Annotated in this window: 21 protein-coding genes; 10 read left to right on the forward strand and 11 right to left on the reverse strand. The window is 65.2% G+C overall.

Going from position 1 to position 22,207, the window contains the following annotated elements; translation table 11 throughout:
• Positions 1 to 8 precede the first annotated feature (8 nt).
• On the reverse strand, positions 9 to 617 hold the full coding sequence (gmk, locus tag C4900_RS14415; protein WP_065971327.1) for a guanylate kinase: 609 nt from the start codon (positions 615 to 617) through the stop codon (positions 9 to 11).
• Complete coding sequence (locus tag C4900_RS14420) at positions 610 to 1,476, reverse strand: YicC/YloC family endoribonuclease (protein ID WP_065971364.1); 867 nt, start codon at positions 1,474 to 1,476, stop codon at positions 610 to 612. The genes gmk and C4900_RS14420 overlap by 8 nt, the downstream gene beginning before the upstream one ends.
• A gap of 122 nt (positions 1,477 to 1,598) precedes the next feature.
• Here C4900_RS14420 and C4900_RS14425 point away from each other — a divergent pair, with 122 nt between their 5' ends.
• From C4900_RS14425 to C4900_RS14450, 6 genes are all read left to right on the forward strand, one after another.
• Entirely contained in the window at positions 1,599 to 2,540 is a 942-nt protein-coding gene (locus C4900_RS14425; RefSeq protein WP_083996015.1) for a serine/threonine-protein kinase, read from the forward strand.
• Positions 2,541 to 2,579: 39 nt separating this feature from the next.
• Complete coding sequence (locus tag C4900_RS14430; RefSeq protein WP_065971328.1) at positions 2,580 to 3,458, forward strand: PP2C family protein-serine/threonine phosphatase; 879 nt, start codon at positions 2,580 to 2,582, stop codon at positions 3,456 to 3,458.
• A 90-nt stretch (positions 3,459 to 3,548) separates the two neighbouring features.
• Entirely contained in the window at positions 3,549 to 4,271 is a 723-nt protein-coding gene (gene rph / locus C4900_RS14435) for a ribonuclease PH (protein WP_065971329.1), read from the forward strand.
• On the forward strand, positions 4,268 to 4,861 hold the full coding sequence (rdgB, locus tag C4900_RS14440) for an RdgB/HAM1 family non-canonical purine NTP pyrophosphatase (RefSeq protein ID WP_065971330.1): 594 nt from the start codon (positions 4,268 to 4,270) through the stop codon (positions 4,859 to 4,861). Before rph ends, rdgB begins: the two co-directional genes overlap by 4 nt.
• Positions 4,858 to 6,027, forward strand: a complete 1,170-nt coding sequence (hemW, locus tag C4900_RS14445; protein WP_065971331.1) for a radical SAM family heme chaperone HemW — start codon at positions 4,858 to 4,860, stop codon at positions 6,025 to 6,027. Before rdgB ends, hemW begins: the two co-directional genes overlap by 4 nt.
• Positions 6,027 to 6,437, forward strand: a complete 411-nt coding sequence (locus C4900_RS14450; RefSeq protein WP_065971332.1) for a CopD family protein — start codon at positions 6,027 to 6,029, stop codon at positions 6,435 to 6,437. The genes hemW and C4900_RS14450 overlap by 1 nt, the downstream gene beginning before the upstream one ends.
• Before the next feature lie 291 nt (positions 6,438 to 6,728).
• Here the strand turns inward: C4900_RS14450 and C4900_RS14455 are convergent, their stop codons facing one another.
• Positions 6,729 to 8,000, reverse strand: a complete 1,272-nt coding sequence (locus C4900_RS14455) for an HD-GYP domain-containing protein (RefSeq protein ID WP_065971333.1) — start codon at positions 7,998 to 8,000, stop codon at positions 6,729 to 6,731.
• 412 nt (positions 8,001 to 8,412) lie between these two features.
• Between C4900_RS14455 and C4900_RS14460 the strand changes: the two genes are divergently transcribed.
• From C4900_RS14460 to C4900_RS14470, 3 genes are read left to right on the forward strand one after another with little or no spacing between them, the layout of a single operon-like run.
• Positions 8,413 to 9,771: a TolC family protein gene (locus C4900_RS14460; RefSeq protein WP_083996019.1), complete on the forward strand. Its 1,359-nt coding sequence runs from the start codon at positions 8,413 to 8,415 to the stop codon at positions 9,769 to 9,771.
• Positions 9,768 to 10,169, forward strand: coding sequence for an efflux RND transporter periplasmic adaptor subunit (locus C4900_RS14465; RefSeq protein WP_065971335.1), 402 nt, complete (start codon positions 9,768 to 9,770; stop codon positions 10,167 to 10,169). Before C4900_RS14460 ends, C4900_RS14465 begins: the two co-directional genes overlap by 4 nt.
• The gene (locus C4900_RS14470; RefSeq protein WP_065971336.1) at positions 10,156 to 13,371 is read left to right on the forward strand and encodes an efflux RND transporter permease subunit; all 3,216 of its coding nucleotides are present in this window, start codon (positions 10,156 to 10,158) and stop codon (positions 13,369 to 13,371) included. The genes C4900_RS14465 and C4900_RS14470 overlap by 14 nt, the downstream gene beginning before the upstream one ends.
• A gap of 531 nt (positions 13,372 to 13,902) precedes the next feature.
• On the opposite strand, the gene C4900_RS14475 is transcribed toward C4900_RS14470, so the two are convergent.
• The 8 genes from C4900_RS14475 to C4900_RS14510 form a co-directional block, all read right to left on the reverse strand.
• A complete protein-coding gene (locus C4900_RS14475) occupies positions 13,903 to 15,081 on the reverse strand; it encodes a DUF3138 family protein (protein ID WP_083996021.1) in 1,179 nt (392 codons plus the stop codon).
• Between the two features lie 180 nt (positions 15,082 to 15,261).
• The gene (ureG, locus tag C4900_RS14480) at positions 15,262 to 15,897 is read right to left on the reverse strand and encodes an urease accessory protein UreG (RefSeq protein WP_065971338.1); all 636 of its coding nucleotides are present in this window, start codon (positions 15,895 to 15,897) and stop codon (positions 15,262 to 15,264) included.
• Entirely contained in the window at positions 15,894 to 16,580 is a 687-nt protein-coding gene (locus C4900_RS14485) for an urease accessory protein UreF (RefSeq protein WP_083996022.1), read from the reverse strand. The genes ureG and C4900_RS14485 overlap by 4 nt, the downstream gene beginning before the upstream one ends.
• Positions 16,558 to 17,001, reverse strand: coding sequence for an urease accessory protein UreE (gene ureE, locus C4900_RS14490; protein ID WP_065971340.1), 444 nt, complete (start codon positions 16,999 to 17,001; stop codon positions 16,558 to 16,560). The genes C4900_RS14485 and ureE overlap by 23 nt, the downstream gene beginning before the upstream one ends.
• A 2-nt stretch (positions 17,002 to 17,003) precedes the next feature.
• Positions 17,004 to 18,707, reverse strand: a complete 1,704-nt coding sequence (gene ureC, locus C4900_RS14495; protein WP_065971341.1) for an urease subunit alpha — start codon at positions 18,705 to 18,707, stop codon at positions 17,004 to 17,006.
• Positions 18,704 to 19,015, reverse strand: coding sequence for an urease subunit beta (locus C4900_RS14500; protein WP_065971342.1), 312 nt, complete (start codon positions 19,013 to 19,015; stop codon positions 18,704 to 18,706). The genes ureC and C4900_RS14500 overlap by 4 nt, the downstream gene beginning before the upstream one ends.
• A gap of 8 nt (positions 19,016 to 19,023) precedes the next feature.
• Positions 19,024 to 19,326, reverse strand: a complete 303-nt coding sequence (locus C4900_RS14505; protein WP_065971343.1) for an urease subunit gamma — start codon at positions 19,324 to 19,326, stop codon at positions 19,024 to 19,026.
• Positions 19,327 to 19,340: 14 nt separating this feature from the next.
• On the reverse strand, positions 19,341 to 20,168 hold the full coding sequence (locus tag C4900_RS14510) for an urease accessory protein UreD (RefSeq protein WP_065971344.1): 828 nt from the start codon (positions 20,166 to 20,168) through the stop codon (positions 19,341 to 19,343).
• A 735-nt stretch (positions 20,169 to 20,903) separates the two neighbouring features.
• Here C4900_RS14510 and C4900_RS16100 point away from each other — a divergent pair.
• On the forward strand, positions 20,904 to 22,085 hold the full coding sequence (locus C4900_RS16100) for an outer membrane beta-barrel protein (protein WP_170132552.1): 1,182 nt from the start codon (positions 20,904 to 20,906) through the stop codon (positions 22,083 to 22,085).
• Positions 22,086 to 22,207: the final 122 nt, after the last annotated feature.

A 22,207-nucleotide genomic window follows, 5' to 3' on the forward strand; every position in this document is an offset into this window, starting at 1 on the left:
AAATCCGCTTATGCACCGGTAGGAGCGATCAGTCCGGGGTCGTAATGCAACGGTCGGCGCCGCCGGCCTTCGGCGATCAGCGTCTTCAGGTCGGCGAGCGCCTCTTCGAACTCATCGTTCACGATAATGTGGTCGAACTCCCCGGCATGGGCGATCTCGGCTTGCGCCTGGGCCATACGCTGGGCGATCACCGCCTCATCGTCCTGACCACGGCCGCGCAACCGCGCCTCGAGGGCCTGCAGCGACGGCGGCAGGATGAAGATCGCGAGCGCCTCGGGCCACAGCGCCTTGATGCGCCGGGCGCCCTGCCAGTCGATGTCGAGGATCACATGCCGTCCTTCGCGCAACAGGGATTCGACGGCCGCGCGCGTCGTCCCATAGCGGTTTCCGAAGACCTGCGCATGCTCGAGAAAGGCCCCCTCGGCCACCAACCGCTCGAACGCCGCGGGGTCCACGAAATGGTAATGCACGCCATCTTGCTCGCCAGGACGCGCCGCCCTCGTGGTATGCGACACCGACACCGCGAAACGCGCATCGGCGGTCAGGGCCTTGGCAAGACTGCTCTTGCCGGCGCCGCTCGGGGCCGACAGGATGACCAAGCGGGGATCGCTATTCAATGTTTTGCACCTGTTCACGCATTTGCTCTATCAGCACCTTGAGACCGACGACGACACTCGAAACATGCGCCGACGAGGACTTGGAGGCCACAGTGTTGGCCTCGCGATTGAGTTCCTGCATCAAGAAATCAAGCCTCCGGCCGACCGGTCCGCCCTCGGCGAGCGCCGCGCGTGCCTCGCCGATATGCACGGCAAGACGCTCCAGCTCCTCCCAGACATCCCCGCGCTGCGCCAAAAGCACCACCTCCTGCTCCAGGCGCGCGTCATCGAGCGGCGGGGCCAGCGCCTCCACGCGCGCGCGCAGCCGTTCGCGCAACGACTCCAGGCCCTTGGCCACCAGCCCGCGCAAGCGGCCGACCTCGGCGTCCATGAGGTCGAGCCTCTCGCGCAGGCCTTGCGCCAACCGTTCGCCTTCGCGCCGCCGATGCTCGATAAGGGCGGTCAGCGCGCGCTCGCAGGCCTCGCTGACCGGCCCGTCCAGGGCCGGCCCTGGGCGCGCTACCACCACCCCGGGCCAGCGCAACACATCGGCGACCGCAAGCGGGACGAGCGTGGCGTGGGCGGCACGCAGCGCCTCGGCAGCGCCCACGATCTCCGCCGCCAGACGCCGATCGACCATGACCGCGGCCTCGGTCACGCCCCGGCGCCACGCGACCTGGCAGTCGACCTTACCGCGCGCGAGTGCCCGCGAAAGGCGTTCGCGGACTAGGCCCTCGAGGGTATTCAGGCCATCCGGCAGGCGCACCGACACCTCCAGATAGCGATGGTTGACGGAGCGCAGCTCGCACACGACCTCACCCTGTTCGGCATGGACCTGGGCGCGCGCGAACGCGGTCATGCTTTTTACACAAACCGTCATGGCCGCCATACTAACCGAAACCCGAAGGCGCCGGTACACCGCCGCCAAGCGGCAACGGGGCCCCGAAAGGACTCGGGGCGCCACAGCTTTTTGGTGCGTTTTCGGCTATTGTGTGGGGGTACATGCGTAAACAACCGACCCCTCTTGCCCAAGGCTATGTCCTGAAGGGCTACCGAATCGAAAAGACCCTCGGCGGAGGAGGCTTCAGCTCGGTCTATCTCGCGTCCGATCTCGCGTCCGGGGCCGAGGTGGTCATCAAGGAGTTCCTTCCGGTGACCCAGGCCTGGCGGACCCCGGACGGCCGGGTCGAGCCGCTCTCCGAGGAGACCGCGGGGCTTTTCGCCTCGGGCCTCAAACGGTTCTTCGACGAGGCCGCAGCACTCGCCAAGCTCCACCACCCTAACATCGTCCAGGTCACCAACTTCTTTCGCGCCCACAACACCGCCTACATGGTCATGCATTACGAAGTCGGCCGCGACCTGCGCTGGTACATCAAGCGTCACCCGGGGGGCTTGAGCGAGAAGTTCCTGCGCACCATGTTCCCGCCGCTGCTCATGGGCCTGGACGAACTTCACACCCGTGGGCTTTTGCACCTCGATATAAAGCCCGCCAACATCCTGCTGCGCCCGGGCGGCAACCCGCTGCTATTGGACTTCGGGGCCGCGCAAAGGACCCTGGAACGACCCGCCGGCCTGCGCACCCTGACCGCCGGATTCGCGCCCCTGGAGCAGCACACCAAGGGGCATATCGGTCCCTGGACCGACCTGTATGCGATCGGGGCCTCGATGTGGGCGTGCCTGAGCGGGCGCGCACCGCCACCGGCCACGGCGCGCGCCACCAAGGACACCTTCAAGGGGGCGCGCGGTCGCTATGGCCGCCGATATTCGGCACAGATCCTGGAGGCCATAGACTGGTGCATGCAGATGGACCAGCTGCAACGACCACAGAACGTCGGACAACTCTTGGCGTTTCTGAGCGAGACGCCGCGCCAGGAATCGGGCAATAGGGGTGATATCGGCCGGTGGTTCGACAGGTGGCCGTGGCCGCGACTGAAACGGTCGTAACGGCACGCGCCGGCCCGGGGTATGGGGGAGAGGGCGGGTATGAGATATGTCTGTACGCAAGGCTCGCGACAGGGTGGCCGCGCCTATAATGAGGACCGCGTGGCGATCGCCGAGCGCGATGCCGCCGTACTCATGGTCCTGGGAGATGGCCTCGGGGGACACAAGGGCGGCGCGCTGGCCTCGGCGACCTTGTGTGAGGTCGCGGTGCGCGCCTTCCGCGCGGTGCGCTCGGCACGCGTCCAAGACCCATCCAACTTCCTGGCCTTCGTCCTGTTCCAGGCCCATCAGACCCTGAAGGGGCTTGGCCGGCGCCTCGACCCGCCCATAGAACCGCGCACGACCGCAGTCCTGGCCCTCGTGCAAGACGGCTGCGCCTACTGGGCGCACGTCGGCGATAGCCGCCTCTACCACCTCCGCAATGATGCCACGATCAACCGCACCCATGACGACACCATGATCGAGACCTTTCGTGAACGCGGCATCCTAGACGAAGAGGAGTCGCGCGCGCATCCTGAGAAGAGCCGCCTGCTCGCCTGCCTGGGGGGCTGCGAGGAGCCGACCATCCACCTGGGCGCCGAGACCGCGCTCCATCCCGGCGACATGCTCCTGCTATGCAGCGACGGCGTATGGGAGGCGATGTCGGACCGCGAGATGGCCCGCGCGCTTGGCCATCCGGTGCTCGAAAACGGCCTCGCCGACCTCCTGCTGGCCGCCGAGAACCGTCGCCAGAAGGCCGCCGATAACATCAGCGCCGTGGCGCTCCGCTGGCAGGACCGCACAGGACGCCCCGCGGGACTTACCCCCCAGGCGCGGCAACTCACGGCGCGCGCCTTCTGGGAACAGGGACGCCGTCTCATCGTCGGTCGCAAACTGGAGGAGATGCGCGGCGCGGCCAAGAAGACCTCCCCGAAGGACTAGCCAACCGCATCAAACGACGGCGGCCCGCTGATGTCGATGCGTCCTTTTTGTTAAACTGGCGGCCGACACCCCCACGTTAAGGACATCCTCATGAGACCAAGCGGACGCGCCGCCGATGCGCTACGCCCCATCAAGATCACCCGTCAATTCACGCGCTACGCGGAAGGATCGGTGCTCATCGAGTTCGGTAACACGCGCGTCTTGTGCACAGCGAGCATAGACGAGAAGGTGCCGCCGTTTCTGAAGGGCCGCGGGCAGGGCTGGCTCACGGCCGAATACGGCATGCTGCCGCGCGCCACCGGCCAACGCACCCAGCGCGAGGCGGCGCGCGGCAAGCAGGACGGACGCACCGTGGAGATCCAGCGCCTCATCGGGCGCTCGCTGCGTGCCGCGCTCGACCTGAAGGCCCTGGGCGAACGCACGATCATGATCGACTGCGACGTCTTGCAGGCCGACGGGGGTACGCGCACGGCCTCGATCACCGGCGGTTACGTCGCGCTCGCCGACGCCATCCGCTTCCTTAAGTCCCATAAACTCCTGAAAGAAGACCCGTTGCGCCGTCAGGTGGCCTCGGTATCGGTCGGGATACATAACGGTACGCCGGTCGTCGACCTCGATTACGCCGAGGATTCGAACGCCGCGACCGACATGAACGTGGTCATGGACGATAGCGGCGGCTTCATCGAGCTCCAGGGGACCGCCGAGCGCGGCAGCTTCCGTTTCGAGGAGATGCTGGCCATGACCGAGCTTGCCCGAAAGGGCATCCAGGAATTGCTCGAGGCCCAGCGCCAGGCCTTGGCCGGTGAGCCGTGAAGATCTGCTGCGCCACCCACAATGCCGGCAAGATCCGCGAGCTCTCGGGGGCCTTGGCGGAACACGGTATCACCCTGATCGCGCAGGACGCCTTCGGCGTGGCGCCGCCCGTCGAGGATGGCCTCACCTTCGTGGAAAACGCCCTCATCAAGGCCCGCCATGCGGCGGCCGCGAGCGGGCTTCCGACGCTCGCCGATGATTCCGGGCTGGAGGTGGACGCCCTCGGCGGAGGTCCCGGCCTGCATTCGGCCCGGTTCGCCCATGCCGATGCCGACGACCGGCAAAACCGCGCGGCGCTGCTGGCGGCACTGGCCGGCGTACCGGAGAGCGGGCGCAGCGCACGCTTTTATTGCGTACTGGTCTACGTGCGCCATGCCCACGACCCCCGCCCGCTCATCGCCGACGGCCTGTGGGAAGGCCGCATCCTGACCGCCGAACGCGGCACCGGCGGCTTTGGCTACGACCCCCTGTTCTATGTGCCGACCCACGACTGTTCGGCAGCCGAGCTCGATGCGACCGAAAAGCAGGCGTTGAGTCATCGTGGACAGGCCTTGCGGGCCATGTCGCGGCTCCTTGGCGCCCACGCATGACCACCGGGTCCCTACCGCCGCTTAGCCTCTACATCCATATCCCATGGTGCGTGGCCAAGTGCCCCTATTGCGATTTCCATTCGCTGGCGCGGCGCGGGCCGCTTCCCGAGGGACCCTACATACGCGCCCTGCTCGACGATCTCGAACACAGTCGGGGGGGCTTGCCGGGGCGCGAGATCGGTACGATATTCTTCGGCGGGGGGACGCCCAGCCTGTTCTCGGGGTCGGCCATCGCCGAGATCCTGGAGGGGGTGAACCGGCGCATGGCGCTCGCCGCCGACTGTGAGATCACGCTCGAGGCCAACCCGGGCACCATCGACAGCAGCCGTTTTCGGGCCTTTCGCGAGGCCGGGGTGACACGCCTGTCGCTCGGTGTCCAAAGCCTCCACGACCCCTCCCTGCGCCGCCTCGGGCGCATCCATGACGCGCGCGAGGCCCATAACGCCATGGAGGCCGCCGCAGGCGCGGGCTTCCGGTCCTTCAACATCGACCTCATGTACGGCCTGCCGGATCAAACCGCGGCCCAGGCCCAGGCCGACGTTCGCGCGGTCCTGGCGGTGGACCCCCCGCACCTGTCGCTCTACGAGCTCACGATAGAGGCCCACACCGCGTTTGCCCACGACCCGCCGATACTGCCTTCGGAAGACGAGCGCATGGCCATCGAAGAGGCGGCAACGCAGACCGCAGGCAGCGCCGGATATGACCGTTACGAGGTGTCGGCCTACGCGCGCCCCGGATACCGCTGCGCGCATAACCTCAATTACTGGCGGTTTGGCGACTATCTGGGGATCGGCGCAGGCGCGCACAGCAAACTCACCGACGGACAAGGGGTGACACGCGTGGTACGGAATACCGATCCGGTCGGTTACATGGCAGGCCGTGATCGTATCGCCAGCCGGCGCCGGCTTGCACGCCGCGATATCGTCTTCGAGTTCCTCCTAAATGCCCTGCGCCTTAGCGAAGGATTCACGCAAGACGTGCTCCGGGACCGCACGGGATATGACTTCATGGACCTGGAATCCTTATGGGCGCCTGCCGTCGCCCGAGGCCTACTGGGGCGCGAGCACGACCGGATGTACGCCACGCCCCTGGGTCGGCGGTTTCTCGATGCGCTGCTCGCGGAGTTCCTCACCGCCACCGAAATCCTGCCCGCCGAGGCCTCATGATGCTGTGGATCAAGGCCTTCCATATCGTGTTCGTCATTACCTGGTTCGCGGGCCTCTTCTATCTCCCGCGCCTCTTCGTGTATCACAGCCTCACGGACGACGAGGCCGGGCAAGCGCGCTTTGTGGTCATGGAACGGAGGCTTTACCGGTTCACGACGCCGAGCGCGGTCCTGGCGGTGAGCCTTGGCCTGTGGCTGTGGCTGGGTTTTGGCTTTCGCGGCCTATGGATCGATATCAAGGTGGCGCTGGTGGCAGTGCTCGTCGCCTATTACGTCTACCTGGGGCACCTATGCCGGGAACTGGCCGCGGGACGCAAACGCAGCACCACCTTCTACCGCGTGATCAACGAGGTCCCGGTATTGATTCTGATCGCGATCGTGATCCTCGTGGTTGTCAAACCCCGCTTCTGACAGCGCGACGGCGCCCCGGGCACCACACGCGCGGGCGCCGCGCGGGACACATGAACCCCGCGCACGCAACCCTCCCCCTTTGTCCCGAAAGAGGTGGTAAACGGTGCCCATACGGACACGCGATGTCGCGGGGGTGGTATTGACATAACCGTGCCTCGGGAACCGGCGGAGGCCGACTGTCAACACGCGTTCGCGCGTATCGGTGCGGGCCCTCGAAACCGCTGATGGGTCTCGGTTGATGGCAAAAGATGAGAGCGAGGGCCCTCATCAAGGGGCGCTTGAACGGGTGCGTCAGGTGCCGCGCGGCATGTAATCGGCCACCTGGATGTCATAGGCGCCGACGGGGAGGACGCGGCGAATCTCCACGCCAGGCACGGTCTGTGCGCGGTCGGCGGCCAGATCCAGGACCGTCTCGGGCGGGAAGGCTGCGCCATTCGCGCGCCGTACCAGGGCCACCGTCGGCCGCAGATAGCGCTGGCGGTTGACAGCGATCACCACCCCCACGTCCCCCGTGGTCAATTCCACGATACTGCCCACGGGGTAGGTCCCCAGACACTGGATGAAGCGATCGACGAGCCCGCCGTGATACTCCTTGTTGCGCATGGCATAGAGTCGCCCCAGGGCCTCATAGGCGGATATGCCGGCATGATAGGCGCGATCGCTCGTGATGGCATCATAAGTGTCGACGATCGCCGCCATGAGCCCGAAAAGGCCGATGCGATCCCCGCTCAGGCCGCGGTTGTAGCCACCCCCCTGGTAGCGTTCGTGGTGATACCCCGCCACCTCCACGGCCGACAACGGGATATGGCGCGACGACTCGAGAATCTTCACGCCCTCGGGGACGTGACTCTTGACGATGGCAAACTCGTGATCGGTCAGACGCCCGGGCTTGTTCAGGATGGCATCGGGGATCTTGAGCTTACCGATGTCGTGGAGGAGCGCGCCGACACCGAGGATGTTGAGTTCCGGTACGGTCAACTCGAGATGGCGGCCGAAGGCCAGGGCTAATATGGCCACGCGGATACTATGCAAGGCCGTGTACTCGTCCTTGTTCCGCAGTTGCGTAAACCAGATCAAGGCATCGGGGTTGCGCACGACGCTATCGACCATGCCGGTGATGATCGTTCGCAGGCGCTGGCCATCGATATTGCGGCCGAGCCGCACGTCGTCTTGCATGCTATAGACGAGCGCGCGGGCGTCCGCCTCGAGCCTGCGCGCCTCCGCCATCTCGGCCTTCAAGGGGATCGGCTCGCCGTGAATCGAGGGGCCACGCCGCACCGCGGCCGTTGCCGCCAACACCTCCGCCTGGCGGGCATCGCCACCGGAAGCGGCCCCGGACGCGGCCCCCGCGGCGACCTGGCGCCGATCCTCGCCGCGCGCACCGCCCCCATCCTCGCGCTCCTGGACATAGACATGCCGGCAGAGGCGCTGGAGCGCGCGTAGCTGGGCATCGGTGCGGATCTCGAAACCCTGAAACATAAATGAAGTCTCGATCCAGGGACGATCGAGATCGATGACGTACATCCCCTTCTTCAGGTCCTGGACGTCGATTTGCTTAGCCATCCGCGATCACCCCCACGAAGCCACGCCGGCATCCCCATCCCTTGCCACCATGACACTCCGACAGCGCAAGGGTAACGCAAATTCAGGCGGCGCTCACACCACCCGGCGTGATACCTGGCTATTCTCAACGGGAGGCCACAAGCCCGGAACACCGATGGCGGTGTAGGAATACCCGGGCCACCTGTCGGATACCTCTCTGCACGACAGGCGCTATCGGATATCCCCGATCGGTGCCCCATTTGAGAATGGCTGGGTGATGCCTCGGCGTACGGGGCCATGGAAGGACGCGCAAGGCCGGCGCAATCGGTTACACTGAAAAAATCTGTAGCACGCGCGTCAAGGCTTCCATTAGAAGTTAATTGATTGCTAATATACAGACAGGGACGAGGTCCAATAAAGGAGTCGTAACATCATGAAGCGGTTGGCGGTCGCATTGGGAATGGTAGCCCTCTTTGTGGCCACGCACGCCGTCGCGCGCTCGTTCACGCTCGCCCAAGCCGTCGATTTCGCGCTCACGCACAATAGCATGGCGCGCCTTGCCAAGGCGCGGGGCGCGACCGCCCGGGCCGAGCTCCGACTGGCCCGCGATCAGGGCCTGCCCGAGGTCGGCGTCAGCTACGGTTATCTTTTCAGCAACAATCCGCTGGAGGCCTTGTCCGCGGAACTGGAGCGCCGCCAGGTGAGCGCCGCGGCATTCACGCCCAATACCCTGAACCAGCCCGGTATCACAAAACTCGGTACCACGACGCTGTCGCTGTCCTGGCCGCTTTACACAGGCGGCGCGATCCACGAGGCGCTACGGGCCGGGCGCTACGGGCGTAAAGCGGCGCAAGGCGCGGCGCGCCGCATCCGCCAAACCATCATGGCCCAGGTCATCCAGGCCTACGAGGGGGTGCTGGTGGCGCGCGCGGCCCTCACGGTCGCCCACAAGGCGGTGATGGCGGCCCGGCGCCATGCGCGCACCGCCCGCTACCTCTATGCGCGCGGGCGTATCGTACGTTCCGATGCCTTGAGCGCCGACGTCAATCTCGGGGCCAACGAAGGGATGCTGGCCGAGGCCCGGGGCAATGTCCGCATCGCCATGGACAACCTGGCAACGGCCATGGGTGCGCCTGCGGGCCTTGCCATCACCGTGCCGCACGTGCCGCTGCCGGTGGTGCCCATACCCCATCACGACCTTGCCACCTTTGACCGCCAGGCCCTCACGGACCGGCCCGACATCAAGTCCCTGCGCGCCGAGATCGCCGCCATGCGCGCCAGGGCTCAGGCAGCACGCGATCGTTCATCGTTTCAGGTGCGACTCACCGCCCAGTCGCAATGGTTCAGCGAGATCCCGAATCTGCGTCATAACGCCTGGACCGTCGGGGCCGTGATCAGCAAATCACTCTACGACGGGCACCGCAACCGTGACCGGGCGGACGTCCTCGAGCAGCAGGTCGCCGAGCTCGAAGCCCGGCTCGCCGGGCTGCGTGCACGCATCCGTAACCATGTGGCGCGCGCCTTCGATAACATGCGCACCGCCATGACCCAATATCGGATAGCGAACGCCAATGTCGTCCGTGCCCGGCAAGCGGTGGCTGTGACCCAGGTCCGCTATGGCGAGGGACGCACCATCCTCCTGTCCCTCCTGAACGCCGAACACGGTCTCGTGCAAGCCCGCGAGGCGCGTCTCACAGCCCTCTATGCCCTGGCCGCAAACCGCGCGGCCCTGGCGGCGGCATGCGGCAGCCTGTCACGCCGCACGCTGGCATCACTCGGGATCGCATCATGAGAGGCGTGCGCTCCTGGCCGCTTGCCGCGATGCTGCTCATCGCCGCCTGCGCGCATAAACCGCCACCGCCGGCGCCCCCGGCCGCGCGTCCGCCGGTAACGCGCGCCACCCTGCGCCTGCATACCCCCACGGACCTCGATGCCCAGGGCGATGTCGTGATCCCCAAGGATGCCATCACCCATCTGGGGGGTCTGCCGGGGGTATTCGTATTGAGTCCTCATGGACGCGCCCGCTTCCGCCTGATAAAGATCGGCACGACCAGCGCCCGCCTGGCGCAGGTCTTAAGCGGCCTGGATGGCCACGAGACCCTGGTCCTGCCCCCATTCCGCGGCGTCTATGACGGAAGCCCGATCCATCCGCCGACCACCACGAGAAGAGGACAACATGGCAGCCGTTGATCCGCCGCCGGACGAACCGCTCAACATCGCCGGACGGCTCACGCGCTATTTCATCGATAGCAAGATCACCATACTGATCGTGGTGGTGGCTATCCTTGCCGGCATCATCGCGCTACGCACCACGCCACGAACGGAAAATCCGCAGATCGTGGTGCCGGCCGCCAACATCATCGTCACAAAGCCCGGCGCCAGCCCTCGCGAGATCAAGAACCTCGTCGTCGACCCCTTGCAGGCGATACTGCGCGGCATGCGCGGTATCCACCACACCTATGGCCTCGCGTTGAACTCCATGGGCGTGGTCACGGTGAAGTTCCAGGTGGGGGAAAACCGGGTGGCCTCGCTCGTTCGGCTCTACAACAAGATCATGAGCAACATGAACCGGATGCCGCCGGGGACCGAGCAACCCGTGATCCAGCCGCTCGATGTAAACCAGGTCCCGATCGTGACCATATCGCTGTCGAGCGCCACTATGAGCGGCGTGCGCCTGCGGGCGATCGCGACCAATGTCCTTCATCACCTGCGGCGCGTGCCCGGCACCTCGCGTTCCTATCTGATCGGCGGCCAGCGGCGCCAGATCAACGTGGTCTTACACCCGCGCCTCATGCGCCACTATGACGTGACGCTCGATGATGTCCGCAGGGTGGTGCAGGCGACCAACGTCGAGATACCGTCCGGACACTTCACCAACCACAATCGTCGCGCCACCATCCATGCGGGCACCATGCTGCGCTCGGCACGCGATGTCGGCCAGGTCGTGGTTAGCCTCTACAACCACCGCCCGGTCTACTTGCACGACGTGGCGACCGTGACCGACGGCGCCGGGCGCATAAAGACCGTGCACGAGATCGGCTTCGGGCCGGCCTACTCGCACACGCGCCCGCACAACATCGAGGTGCCGGAGGTCACGATCGCGATCGCCAAGCGTGCCGGTACCAACGCCGTGGCGGTCGCCGACGCCGTGCTGCATAAGCTTCGCGCGCTGCAAGGCCCCGTCATCCCCAACGGTGTGCACGTCAACGTCACGCGTGACGATGGCGAGCGCGCCAATAGCGCCGTCAATACCCTCATCGAGCATCTGTTCATCGCAGTGGCAACGGTCGTGGTGCTGCTTGTCGTGTTCCTGGGTTGGCGCGCCGCCGCGATCGTCACGGTCACGATCCCGTTGATCCTGTTTGTGACACTGGCGGTGGACGATATGGGCGGTCAGACGATCAACCGTATCACGTTATTCGCCCTCATCCTGTCGCTCGGCCTGCTCGTGGATGACTCCATCGTCGTCATCGAAAACATATTCCGCCACTACGCGCGCGCCGGCGCCGATCGCGTGCGCGAGACGGTGCTTGCGGTCAACGAGATCGGCCGCCCCACAAACCTCGCGACACTCTCGGTCATCGTCGCCTTCCTGCCCATGCTCTATGTCACCGGCATGATGGGGCCGTACATGGCGCCGATCCCAAAGAACGTCCCGATCGCCATGATAACCTCGCTTTTCATTGCCTACACCGTGGCGCCGTGGGCGGCACGCATGTGGCTAAAGGGTCGCGGCGATGCGCTGCACGACCGGCCAGGCCTCCTGCAGAGGGGCTATGCGCGCGCCATGCGCGCCTTATTGTCGCGACCGTGGATGCGGCGCGGGTTCCTGTTCGCCATCATCCTCCTGTTTGCGGGCGTGCTGGCCATGCCGGTCTTGCGGATCGTGAACTTCAAGATGCTGCCACGCAATAACAACAACAGCTTCGATATCACGGTGCGCACGCGCGCGGGCAGCACCCTCGAAGACACCAATCGCGTCATCACGGCACTCGGAAACATCGTGCGCGCCAACCGCTACGTAACGACCTATGATCTGTCGACGGGCGCCATGGGGGCCATCAACTTCAGCGGCCTTCTGCGCGGCGAGACCCTGAAAAGGGGCCCGACCGTGGGCGAGGTCCAGGTACACCTCGTGCGCAAGAGCGAACGGCCGGTATCGTCGATCGCCATCGTGCGATCCCTGAGACCCGCGGTCGACCGGCTCATCGCGCGCACCGGGGCCATGATCAAGATCGTGCAACACCCGCCCGGCCCCCCGGTACGGGCGACGATCATGGCGGAGGTCTTCGGCCCGAACTACCACAAGGTGCAGGTGATCGCCAACGACCTGCGATACGGTCTCTTTGCCCATACCCCGCACCTCGCGGGGGTCGACAGCACCGTCCCTCACCCCTCGATGCAATACATCATCAAGGTCAATCGCAGGGAGGCGGCCCTCCACGGGGTGAGCGCTGCCCAGGTGACCCAGACCTTGAAGGGCTTCCTGTCTGGCATCAGCGACGGGACCGCGCACATCCCCCACGCCAAGGAGCCCGTCCCCATCCGGTTTCGAGTGCCGATCGCCGATCACGTCGGCCCAAACGACCTTGGCAAGCTGTTCGTGACCAACCCCGAAGGTCGCGAGATCCCGTTATCGGCCCTTGTGCGCGTCATCAAGCGACCGGCGCCCGAGCCCATATACCAAAAGGACGGCCGCGACGTCGAATACGTGACCGCGGGGATGAGCATGGGTAGCCCCGTGTATCCGGTGTTGCATATGTGGCAATACCTGAAACACCACACCGTAGACGGGGTGCACCTGACGCAGGACTTCATGAAGGATCCAAGCAGCCTTCACTACGGGCTGCGCTGGAGCGGCGAGATGCGCCTTACCCTGAATGTGTTTCGTGATCTGGGATCGGCCTTCGGGGTGGCGATCCTGCTCATCTACGTCATACTAGTGGGCTACTACCGGTCGTTCGTCATCCCGATCATCGTCATGGGTTCGATCCCGCTCACCATCATCGGGGTATTCCCGGGGCATGCCGTCCTCGGCCAATACTTCACGGCCACCTCCATGATCGGGGTCATCGCGCTCGCCGGCATCGTGGTGCGCAATTCGCTTCTTTTGATCGACTTCATCCTCGATTACCGGCGCGCCGGGCACGCCCTTACCGAGGCCGTGGTGCAGGCCGGGACGGTGCGTCTGCGCCCCATCATGCTGACTGCGCTCGCCATCATGCTCGGCACCGCCATCATGGTGATGGACCCGGTGTTCGGGGGACTCGCCATCTCGCTCATCTTCGGGACGCTCGCATCGACTGTGCTCACGCTCTTTGTGATACCACTCGGCTACTTCGCCTATGCCACCTTCTCGGAGCGTCGCGGCCAACCCCCGCAGATCCATTGATGGCCGGGCCTTGTGGTGGACTTGCGCGTCCTTGATCGACGCGCGGTTGCAGACCCGCTCGCCGAGACCCCTACCTATCGGTGATCGGCCAGCCCCGGTGGCGCCGGGCGCTCACGATCACGACGGTCGGGATCGTTGTCCGGTCACGCGGGCGCGCGCGATTCCCGTTGGGCGCCTGCGGCCTTGTCCGTGGCAACCACCCCCGCCGCATTCATTCCCACACCCTGGGTCGTGGAGGTGCGCGGGTATTGCGCCGATCCTGTGGCGAAATCGCCACGCTATCGGCGTCGGCATGGGCCTCTGCATGTACGCCAGGAAGGCGTCTTTTTGGGCTTCGCCGTCGCGTGGTATTTTTTTGGAATAGTCGGGACCGGCCATCCGCATCCCACGAGCGCTCGCGCCAGATGGCGACGACACGCCACCGACATGAAAAGGGGCAGGCCGCCCCACGCCGAGCCGGCCTGCCCTGAAGGGAACGCCTCACCAAAGAGACCATGAGGCGCGTATCCCATGCGTCCCTGCCCCTGCCTCTTAGAATGAATATACGATCTGCGCGGCCAGGACGTTGTTGCTCTTCTTGTAGCCTCCCGTCGCCGTATCCACAAACAGGGCGCCGTTGGCGCGATCGTAGCGGTACTCGAATTTTACGATCGTGTTCTTCACCGGATAGAGCAGAAGGTCGGCGGTGACCGCCTGGCGCACCGGGCCGTTGTTGACGCCGGGGGCCGCGGCAGATGTCGGCGCGAAGCCGTCGTAGTAGTCAGCCAGGGCGACATGGCCGCCGTTCTTCTTGTCGTTCAGGTAGTCGTAGCGCAAGGTCGCACCGACGAGCGGCGTGAAGCGGTAGTTGGCAAGCAGCGAGGTGCCATACCACATGGCGTTGCCGCCATTGGCCGCGGCGGCGGTCTGATGACCGAGGTCGAACTGCCAATTGAAGGTGGCGGCCCCCAGGGTATAGGTCCCGTCGAAGTCATTATAGATGCGCGTGGTCTCGACCCCGGGGTTCGTGAGCGTCGGGTTCTTGCCGATGGTCCCGTAGAGACCGAAGCTCAGGGCGCTGGACGGGGCGAGTGATACCCGGTACTCGAAGGTCGGGGCCTTGGTGGGCGCGGCGCTGCCGGTGTAGGCGGTATTCCAGGAGTTGCCGAGCAGGGTCTGGACGGTCAGTATTCCCGAGGTGTAGCTTGCGCCTGCGCCCGTGAAGTAGCCCGGCTCACTGAAATCGTAGAGCAGATTGTGGGTGATGGTGAGCATCTGCGGGGAGGTCTCGGACTCGTAGCCGTCCCATGCCGGGACCTGGCCGGCGATGAAGTCGACCTCCTTACTCACCGGCAGGGTCAGGACGGCGGCGTTGATGATGCTGTTGGCGGCATGAGAGGTACCCGGACTTCCAAAGGTGCTCCCGTAGCCGCGCGTCGGCATGATCTGGATATCGATCGATCCGCCATTGCCGAACTTCTTGTTGAAGTCGAGATAGAGATCCCCGAATGTGCTGTGATAATAAGTGTATGGCGAGTTGCGGTCGGCAAAGAAAAAGGAGCTCACCTGAGCATCCTGATTATAGATGTACGTAGGATCGATGTAACCGGAGATCGAGATCCCGTCCACGGTCGTGGCATTGTGCGTCGCGGCCATGGCCGGAACAAGGCCCGCCATCATCGCTAGCGCGAGTGAACGGCGGATGATCTTTAGATGATTCCTGGTATGCATTGGGTTCCTCCCCGTTTGATTGTTCGAGGAGCCCCCATCAGCAAGAACGATGCCACCACGGATGAGGAGGCAATGAGCGTGTTGTATTCGAGAACCGTAAAGGGCTTGAGATCAGAAGGGTGATGAAGACAGGCGTCGCCGACGCCCAATTCGAGTGCAGGAGCGAGCCGCGGCCGCCCCTTAAGGGAGCAGCGAAGGTTGCGCGCCCCCCTCGCGTTCGATGAAGGCCACGACCTCGGGCACGCCCTCCCCGGTCTTCAGGTTGGTGAAGACAAAGGGCCGCTCGCCACGCATGCGCGCGGCATCACGACGCATGACATCGAGAGAGGCCCCGACGTGGGGTGCCAGGTCGATCTTGTTGATGACGAGCAGGTCCGAGCGGGTGATCCCCGGACCGCCCTTGCGCGGGATCTTGTCGCCGGCGGCAACGTCAATGACATAGAGCGTGAGGTCGGAGAGCTCGGGGCTGAAGGTGGCGCTCAGATTGTCGCCCCCGCTTTCGATGAACAGGATGTCGAGGGCTGGGAAGCGCCGCGTCAGGTCGTCGACCGCGGCAAGGTTCATGGAGGCGTCCTCGCGGATCGCGGTATGGGGGCAACCCCCGGTCTCGACGCCTATGATGCGCTCGACGGGCAGGGCGCCGCTGCGCATCAGGAACTCGGCGTCCTCGCGCGTATAGATGTCATTGGTGACCACCGCGAGGTCGTGGCGCTCGCGCATCGCTTTGCACAAGGCGTCGACGAGCGCGGTCTTGCCGGAACCAACCGGCCCACCGACACCCACCCGCAAGGGTCCCCGATGATGGTGCGTGCTCATGACCGAAAGAGCCGCGTGTATTGGGTCTCGTGATGGGCGCAGGCGATGGCAAAACCCGGGGCGAGCGCGCCCAGGTCGTCGTCGGCGATCCCCGGGGCACACGTGACCGCGCGCGCGAGCGGCTCGAGCGCCCCACTCAAGAGGCGCTGGCCGGCGCTTTGCCCAAGCGGTATGGTCTTCATGGCCGCCGCCACCTGATTCTCGAGCCACGACCAGGCATAAGCGGTCAACGCCGCCTGCTCCGGGAGACCCCAGGCCAGACCTGCCGCCGCGAATCCCAAGGGGAGGCTTGGCGGGACATCGGCCGCACAGGCCTGCTGCGCCCACGAGTCGTCACCCAAGAGCCGCAGAAGGCCCGCGCCCAACATGCGGTCTTCATCGGCGAGTTCGCGGGCCTCGCGGCTCGCCCGCAAATAGTGGCTCCAGAACACCAGTCGTGCATGGTCATGAGTCGCCAGCGCGCGACGTAAGCGAACCAAAAGCGGTAGATCGAGGCGCGCGATGGCAAGCCGCAGGAGACCCTCTATCCAATCGCGCGCCGTGGATTCATCCACCACCCAGCCCTTGGCGACCGCGGTCTCGAGCCCCTGCGAATAACTGTAGGCGCCGATGGGCAAGGCCGGGCTCGCAAGCCGCAGGGTCTGGCAGAGCACCACCGCGTCATTCATGGTGGTGATGTCCATAGGCCCCGCCCTCCGGCTCGAACGGTCCGGTGCGGGCCGTCACGCAAAGCCCCAGCTGCCGGACCATGGCATCGAGCACGTGGTCTGCGAGATAAGCCACCGCACCCACCTCGATCTGCACGGGGACGTGGCGGTTGCCGAGATGGTAGCAGGCGCGCGCCAGCGAGAGCGGCTCATCGCTTGCCGCCTGGCTTAGGCATTCCGCGGCGGCGCGCACCAGAATGACAAGCCCATCCTCGGCGCGCAACCGGTCACCATCGCGCAGGGCGCGGCCGCGCGGCAGATCCAGATGCACCTCCCCACCGTCATCGAGCACGGCACGCTGGCGGCTCTTCACACGCCGCTCGAAAGGCAGGGTCAGCACCGCCTGCCAGGGCACATCGGCATCGGCATGGCTCGTCACCCGGCGCACGGCATCCATGCCTAGAAGAGGAAATAGCGCTGCGCGAGCGGCAGCTCCGGCGCCGGGTCGCAATACAACAACACGCCATCGGCATAGACCTGGTAGGTCTGCGGGTCGACCTCGATGCGCGGTAGGTAGTCATTGTGGGCCATGTCGGCCTTGCGCAACCCGCGGGTCTCCGACACCGGCACCAACCGCCGTTTGAGGCCAAGCCGCGTGCCTATGTCGCGGTCGAGCGCCGCCTGCGAAACGAAGGTGAGACAGGTGGCCGCCGGCGCAAGCCCCAGGGCCCCGAACATGGGTCGGTAGATGACCGGTTGCGGGGTTGGGATCGAGGCGTTGGCATCGCCCATCGGGGAGGCCGCGATCATGCCGCCCTTGATCACAAGCGAAGGCTTGACACCGAAGAACGCCGGGCGCCAGAGCACGATGTCGGCGAGCTTCCCGGGCTCCAGCGAGCCCACATCGCGGCTTATGCCATGCGCGCGGGCCGGATTGATGGTGTATTTGGCGATGTAGCGTTTGACGCGCGCGTTGTCGTGGCGAACCCCATCGCCCGGCAATACGCCGCGCTGCGCCTTCATCTTGTGCGCGGTCTGCCAGGTGCGCATGATGACCTCGCCCACGCGGCCCATGGCCTGGGAGTCCGATGACATCATGCTGATCGCCCCCATGTCCTGCAGGATATCCTCGGCGGCTATGGTCTCCGGGCGGATGCGCGATTCCGCAAAGGCCACGTCCTCGGGAATCGCCGGGTCCAGGTGATGACAGACCATGAGCATATCCAGATGCTCATCGAGGGTATTGACGGTAAAGGGACGCGTGGGATTCGTAGACGAGGGCAAGACATTCGAATACCCGCAGACCTTGATGATGTCCGGGGCGTGGCCGCCGCCCGCCCCCTCGGTATGGTAGGTGTGGATGGTGCGGTCACGGAACGCCGCGATCGTGTCATCGACGAACCCCGACTCGTTCAAGGTGTCGGTATGGATGGCTACCTGCACGTCATAACGCTCGGCGACACTGAGGCAGTTGTCGATCGACGAAGGGGTCGTCCCCCAATCTTCATGAAGCTTGAGACCGATGGCCCCGGCCTCGATCTGTTCCTCCAGGGCCTTGGGCAGACTGGCATTGCCCTTGCCCAGAAAACCGATATTCACCGGCATGTCCTCGATGGCGCCGAGCATCCGCTCCATATGCCAGGGGCCGGGCGTGCAGGTCGTGGCATTGGTGCCGGCGGCGGGCCCGGTGCCGCCACCGATCAAGGTGGTGACGCCCGACATGAGGGCCTGCTCGACTTGCTGGGGACAAATGAAGTGGACATGGGCATCTATGGCCCCTGGCGTCGCAATCAGGCCCTCCCCGGCGATGATCTCCGTGCCCGGACCGATCGGGACTGTGACTCCCGGCTGAACATCACCATTCCCGGCCTTGCCGATGACCGCGATTCGCCCCCCCTTCAGGCCGATATCGCCCTTGACGATGCCGCGATGGTCGATAATCAAGGCGTTGGTGATCACTGTGTCCATGGCATGCGCGCTGTCATACTGGCCCTGGCCTTGCCCATCGCGGATCACCTTGCCCCCGCCGAACTTCACCTCCTCGCCGTAGATCGCATAATCATGCTCGACCTCGACCCACAGATCGGTGTCGGCCAGCTGTACGCGGTCACCGACAGTCGGTCCGTAGAGCGCGGCATAGGCCTTGCGCGGGATATCGATCATGCGTCGAGTTCCCCCATCACCAGGCCCCGAAAACCGAACACACGCCGCAGACCCTCGTAGGGGATAAGTTCCACCTCGCGGCTCTGTCCCGGCTCGAAACGCAGGGCGGTCCCCGCAGGGATGTTGAGACGACCGCCACGGCTTAGGGCGCGGTCGAACACCAGCGCCTCGTTCGTCTCGTAGAAATGATAATGGGAACCGACCTGGATCGGGCGGTCACCGCGATTGGCCACCACCAGACGCGTCGGCACGCGCCCATTGTTCAGACGCACATCATGACCCGCGGTATCGATCTCGCCTACCGTCATCGCGCCTCTCACAAAATGGGATTGTGCACGGTCACAAGCTTGGTACCGTCGGGAAAGGTGGCCTCGACCTGCACCTCGCCCACCATGTCGGCCACACCCGGCATGACGTCTTCGCGCGTCAGTATCGTGGTCCCGTAGCTCATGAGATCGGCCACGCTGCGCCCGTCGCGCGCGCCCTCGAGCAGCGCCGCGCTGATGAAGGCCACGGCCTCGGGATAGTTCAGTTTCAGGCCGCGCGCGCGCCGCCGTTCGGCGACCAGCGCCGCGGTGAAGATCAAAAGCTTGTCCCGTTCCTGGGGCAGCAAATCCATCGCGTCGATCCTATCTAGGTTTGCCAGATCCTCGGCTCACAGGCGCCCACACCGAAGTGCGCGCGCCGAACGATATGCCATACCCGCGTCAGCGCATCGCGGGCGCGCTGCGCGCTTTCGCCAAGGTAGCGGGCAACGAGTATGTCGCCATTCTCACTGAACGACAAGGGCTCGGGACCATCGCCACACAAGGCACGCAACGCGGCGGCATCGAATTCACCCATTTTGGTGCAAACGAAGGTCGCGTATACGCAGGCGCCGCCAAGGCCGTACTTTTGCCGGAGAACCGCGGAGCCGCCCTCGTAAACGGCATGCTCCACCCACAACGGGAGGCCCTCGCGCCAGACACTGAAATGCTGATCGAAGACCCCCGATACGAACGGCTCATGGCTTGCCGGACGCCCGAGACACACGATGTCCCAACCGGCGAAGGATGCCCCCGCACCGAGGTCTATGCGTAGGGTGCTGCGCACGCGCGCCTCATGAAACACGATCGCCTCCATCGGCAACCACTCGAGGCGCGCGCCCGCCGCGAGCGCGAAGGCCATCCGTTGGCGCACGCATGGTCCTAATGTTTTGTAAAATTTCGTGGCGGCGGGTGTCGTGAGCAGCACCGCGGCATCACGCTCGCAGCGCACGTCGAGGACCTGGCTGTCGCCCCCGACATAACCGCCTGGTGGGTGCAGAAGGTAGGCGTGCACGCATTCCGGACCTTCCGGATAAAACGGGCGCTGCACACGCGCGGGCCCATGGTGGCAATTGGCGACAAGCGCAGTGCGCGCCCCCCTGCGGGCAAAGCGCAGGGCCAGGGACGCATCCCATCCGCCATCCGAGTTTCGCATGCCACCTCTCTCCTCGCGCAACGGCGGCTGGGCGTCAGCGGGCGCCCGCCCCGATAGAACCGGCGGGGGTTCGCAGGCATGCCCGGCGCGCAGCCCGCCACGCGCGGACCTTTAAAAAAATCGCAGCCGCGTCCCCGGGCCCGCCCGACACGGCGCGACCGGCTCATGAAAGACCCGCAGCCGAAGGGGCCACTTGCGCTATTTGTGGGCAATGACATCCATTCGTGCACCGCAAATGGGCGTGTGACCCCCGCCCCCGCGGCGCCCTCGGCCACCGCGGCCCATGGCCACGTCGCCGATGCACCGGCAACGAACCCGCTACGGCCACGGCGCCCCTCCCGGAGGCGCTTGCGTCTCCCGCGAAGGGGGCCCATCAAAGCAGACTCGTCGGCGCGACTCAAGCCTTTCTGCGTGCCGGGGCACTGTATTCTCGGAACGATTATTGCAGGAGCTGCCACGACAGTAGGCGCCCGCGCAAGCCCGATAGGGGTTGAAGGGTACTTCAGGGGCTTGGGACTTGCCAAAACCGGCGCCGACGGTATCCTTCGCGTTCCGCCGCGAGGCGCTACCGTTTTGGGAGGGAGCCCAAGGATTCCAAACGGTCCGCATCTCGGCGAGACCGTCGCAGGGATGAGACACCATAAACAGGCGCCTCGGGAAACCATAGTAAATGGGCGAGACACATGCCACCCAGGGCGCCTTGACAACGAAAGTTCGACAATGAGGAAGGACATCATGCGTAAATCACTGTTGGCGGTACCGGTCGCACTGTGCGGGCTCGGCCTTGCCGCCCCCCATGCCCATGCCACCCTGAACCCGCCCAAGGCCATCAACTTTTCCGCCGGGCCGCTCGGGACGCTATCGGCGGAGGGCGTATTGAGCGCCGCCGGCACCTGGCAGAGCAATCCCGTAGGGGGGCTCACCGGCCCGGCCGTGTTCGGCACCGATCGCCACACGCGGCTCGATATCACCAACGCCGAGATGATCCTGCAGAAGACCACCGGTCTCGTGCAGTTCTTCGTCATGGCCGGCTCCTACAACTTCCCGACCCTCGGCGAACCAATACTGCCGACCCCGTCAGTGCCCAACTACTACTACGGGGCGGTGCCGGAGGCCTATATCACGCTCGCCCCGACCAGCCACTTCTCGGTGGAGGTCGGCAAGCTCCCGACCCTCATGGGCGGCGAGTACACCTGGAGCTGGATGAACCAGAATATCGAGCGCGGCCTGCTCTGGAACAGCGAGAACGCGGTCAACCGCGGGGCGCAGGTCAACTACTCGACAGGGCCGGTGAGCGCCTCGCTGTCGTTCAACGACGGTTACTACTCCAACCACTATAATGTCCTGACCGGGCTCTTTAGTTACGCCCTGAACAAGAACAGCACCGCCTCGGTGTTCTTCTATCACCACTTCGGCTCGACGGTCATCAACGATACGACGCTGAACCATTACTACGCCGCGCCGGAGAACCTCGACAACAGCGACATCTATAATCTGCTCTATACCACCAAGGTCGGCGCGCTCACCGTGTCGCCCTACCTGCAGTACATCTACGCCCCGAGCTCGGTGAAGCTGGGTGCGGGCTACGCCCACTCCGATCACGTCTTCGGGGCGGCGCTGCTCGCCAACTACCACTTCACGCCGATGTGGTCGACGGCCGCGCGCGCCGAGTACGAGACCAGTACCGGCAACCCGGCCGACCCCAATGCCGGCAACAATAACCTCCTCGGCTACGGCCCCGGCGCCAAGGCCTGGTCGTTCACGGTCACCCCGACCTTCCAGGACAAGGGCTTCTTCACCCGCGTCGAACTCTCCTTTGTGCGCGTCACGAACAGCACGGCGCACTTGACCTTCGGTGCGGCCGGCATGTCGCCCAACCAGTGGCGCGGCATGGTCGAGACCGGGCTCACGTTCTAAGCCCTGCGGGGATACCGACCGGCGCCTCATGGCCGGGCGGCATCCCGCTTGGTTGCGGTCTTTGTGAGAAAGGCCAGGGCGCGACGCGGTCGCGCCCTTTTTTTATCCCCCGCGACGCCCTC

The sequence above is a fragment of the Acidiferrobacter thiooxydans genome (assembly GCF_003333315.1).
In the GTDB taxonomy this organism is placed as follows: Bacteria; Pseudomonadota; Gammaproteobacteria; order Acidiferrobacterales; family Acidiferrobacteraceae; genus Acidiferrobacter; species Acidiferrobacter thiooxydans.

Excerpts from the sequence above, each read along its gene's own strand:
- C4900_RS14420 (WP_065971364.1), bottom strand. The coding sequence starts at position 1,476 with ATGACGGTTTGTGTAAAAAGCATGACCGCGTTCGCGCGCGCCCAGGTC.
- hemW (WP_065971331.1), top strand. The coding sequence starts at position 4,858 with ATGACCACCGGGTCCCTACCGCCGCTTAGCCTCTACATCCATATCCCA.
- C4900_RS14475 (WP_083996021.1), bottom strand. The coding sequence starts at position 15,081 with ATGCATACCAGGAATCATCTAAAGATCATCCGCCGTTCACTCGCGCTA.
- C4900_RS14425 (WP_083996015.1), top strand. The coding sequence starts at position 1,599 with ATGCGTAAACAACCGACCCCTCTTGCCCAAGGCTATGTCCTGAAGGGC.
- rph (WP_065971329.1), top strand. The coding sequence starts at position 3,549 with ATGAGACCAAGCGGACGCGCCGCCGATGCGCTACGCCCCATCAAGATC.
- C4900_RS14455 (WP_065971333.1), bottom strand. The coding sequence starts at position 8,000 with ATGGCTAAGCAAATCGACGTCCAGGACCTGAAGAAGGGGATGTACGTC.
- C4900_RS14500 (WP_065971342.1), bottom strand. The coding sequence starts at position 19,015 with ATGACGGTAGGCGAGATCGATACCGCGGGTCATGATGTGCGTCTGAAC.
- ureG (WP_065971338.1), bottom strand. The coding sequence starts at position 15,897 with ATGAGCACGCACCATCATCGGGGACCCTTGCGGGTGGGTGTCGGTGGG.
- C4900_RS14450 (WP_065971332.1), top strand. The coding sequence starts at position 6,027 with ATGCTGTGGATCAAGGCCTTCCATATCGTGTTCGTCATTACCTGGTTC.
- C4900_RS14505 (WP_065971343.1), bottom strand. The coding sequence starts at position 19,326 with ATGGATTTGCTGCCCCAGGAACGGGACAAGCTTTTGATCTTCACCGCG.
- C4900_RS14460 (WP_083996019.1), top strand. The coding sequence starts at position 8,413 with ATGAAGCGGTTGGCGGTCGCATTGGGAATGGTAGCCCTCTTTGTGGCC.
- C4900_RS14510 (WP_065971344.1), bottom strand. The coding sequence starts at position 20,168 with ATGCGAAACTCGGATGGCGGATGGGATGCGTCCCTGGCCCTGCGCTTT.
- ureE (WP_065971340.1), bottom strand. The coding sequence starts at position 17,001 with ATGGATGCCGTGCGCCGGGTGACGAGCCATGCCGATGCCGATGTGCCC.
- C4900_RS16100 (WP_170132552.1), top strand. The coding sequence starts at position 20,904 with ATGCGTAAATCACTGTTGGCGGTACCGGTCGCACTGTGCGGGCTCGGC.
- C4900_RS14465 (WP_065971335.1), top strand. The coding sequence starts at position 9,768 with ATGAGAGGCGTGCGCTCCTGGCCGCTTGCCGCGATGCTGCTCATCGCC.
- C4900_RS14485 (WP_083996022.1), bottom strand. The coding sequence starts at position 16,580 with ATGGACATCACCACCATGAATGACGCGGTGGTGCTCTGCCAGACCCTG.
- C4900_RS14470 (WP_065971336.1), top strand. The coding sequence starts at position 10,156 with ATGGCAGCCGTTGATCCGCCGCCGGACGAACCGCTCAACATCGCCGGA.
- ureC (WP_065971341.1), bottom strand. The coding sequence starts at position 18,707 with ATGATCGATATCCCGCGCAAGGCCTATGCCGCGCTCTACGGACCGACT.
- C4900_RS14430 (WP_065971328.1), top strand. The coding sequence starts at position 2,580 with ATGAGATATGTCTGTACGCAAGGCTCGCGACAGGGTGGCCGCGCCTAT.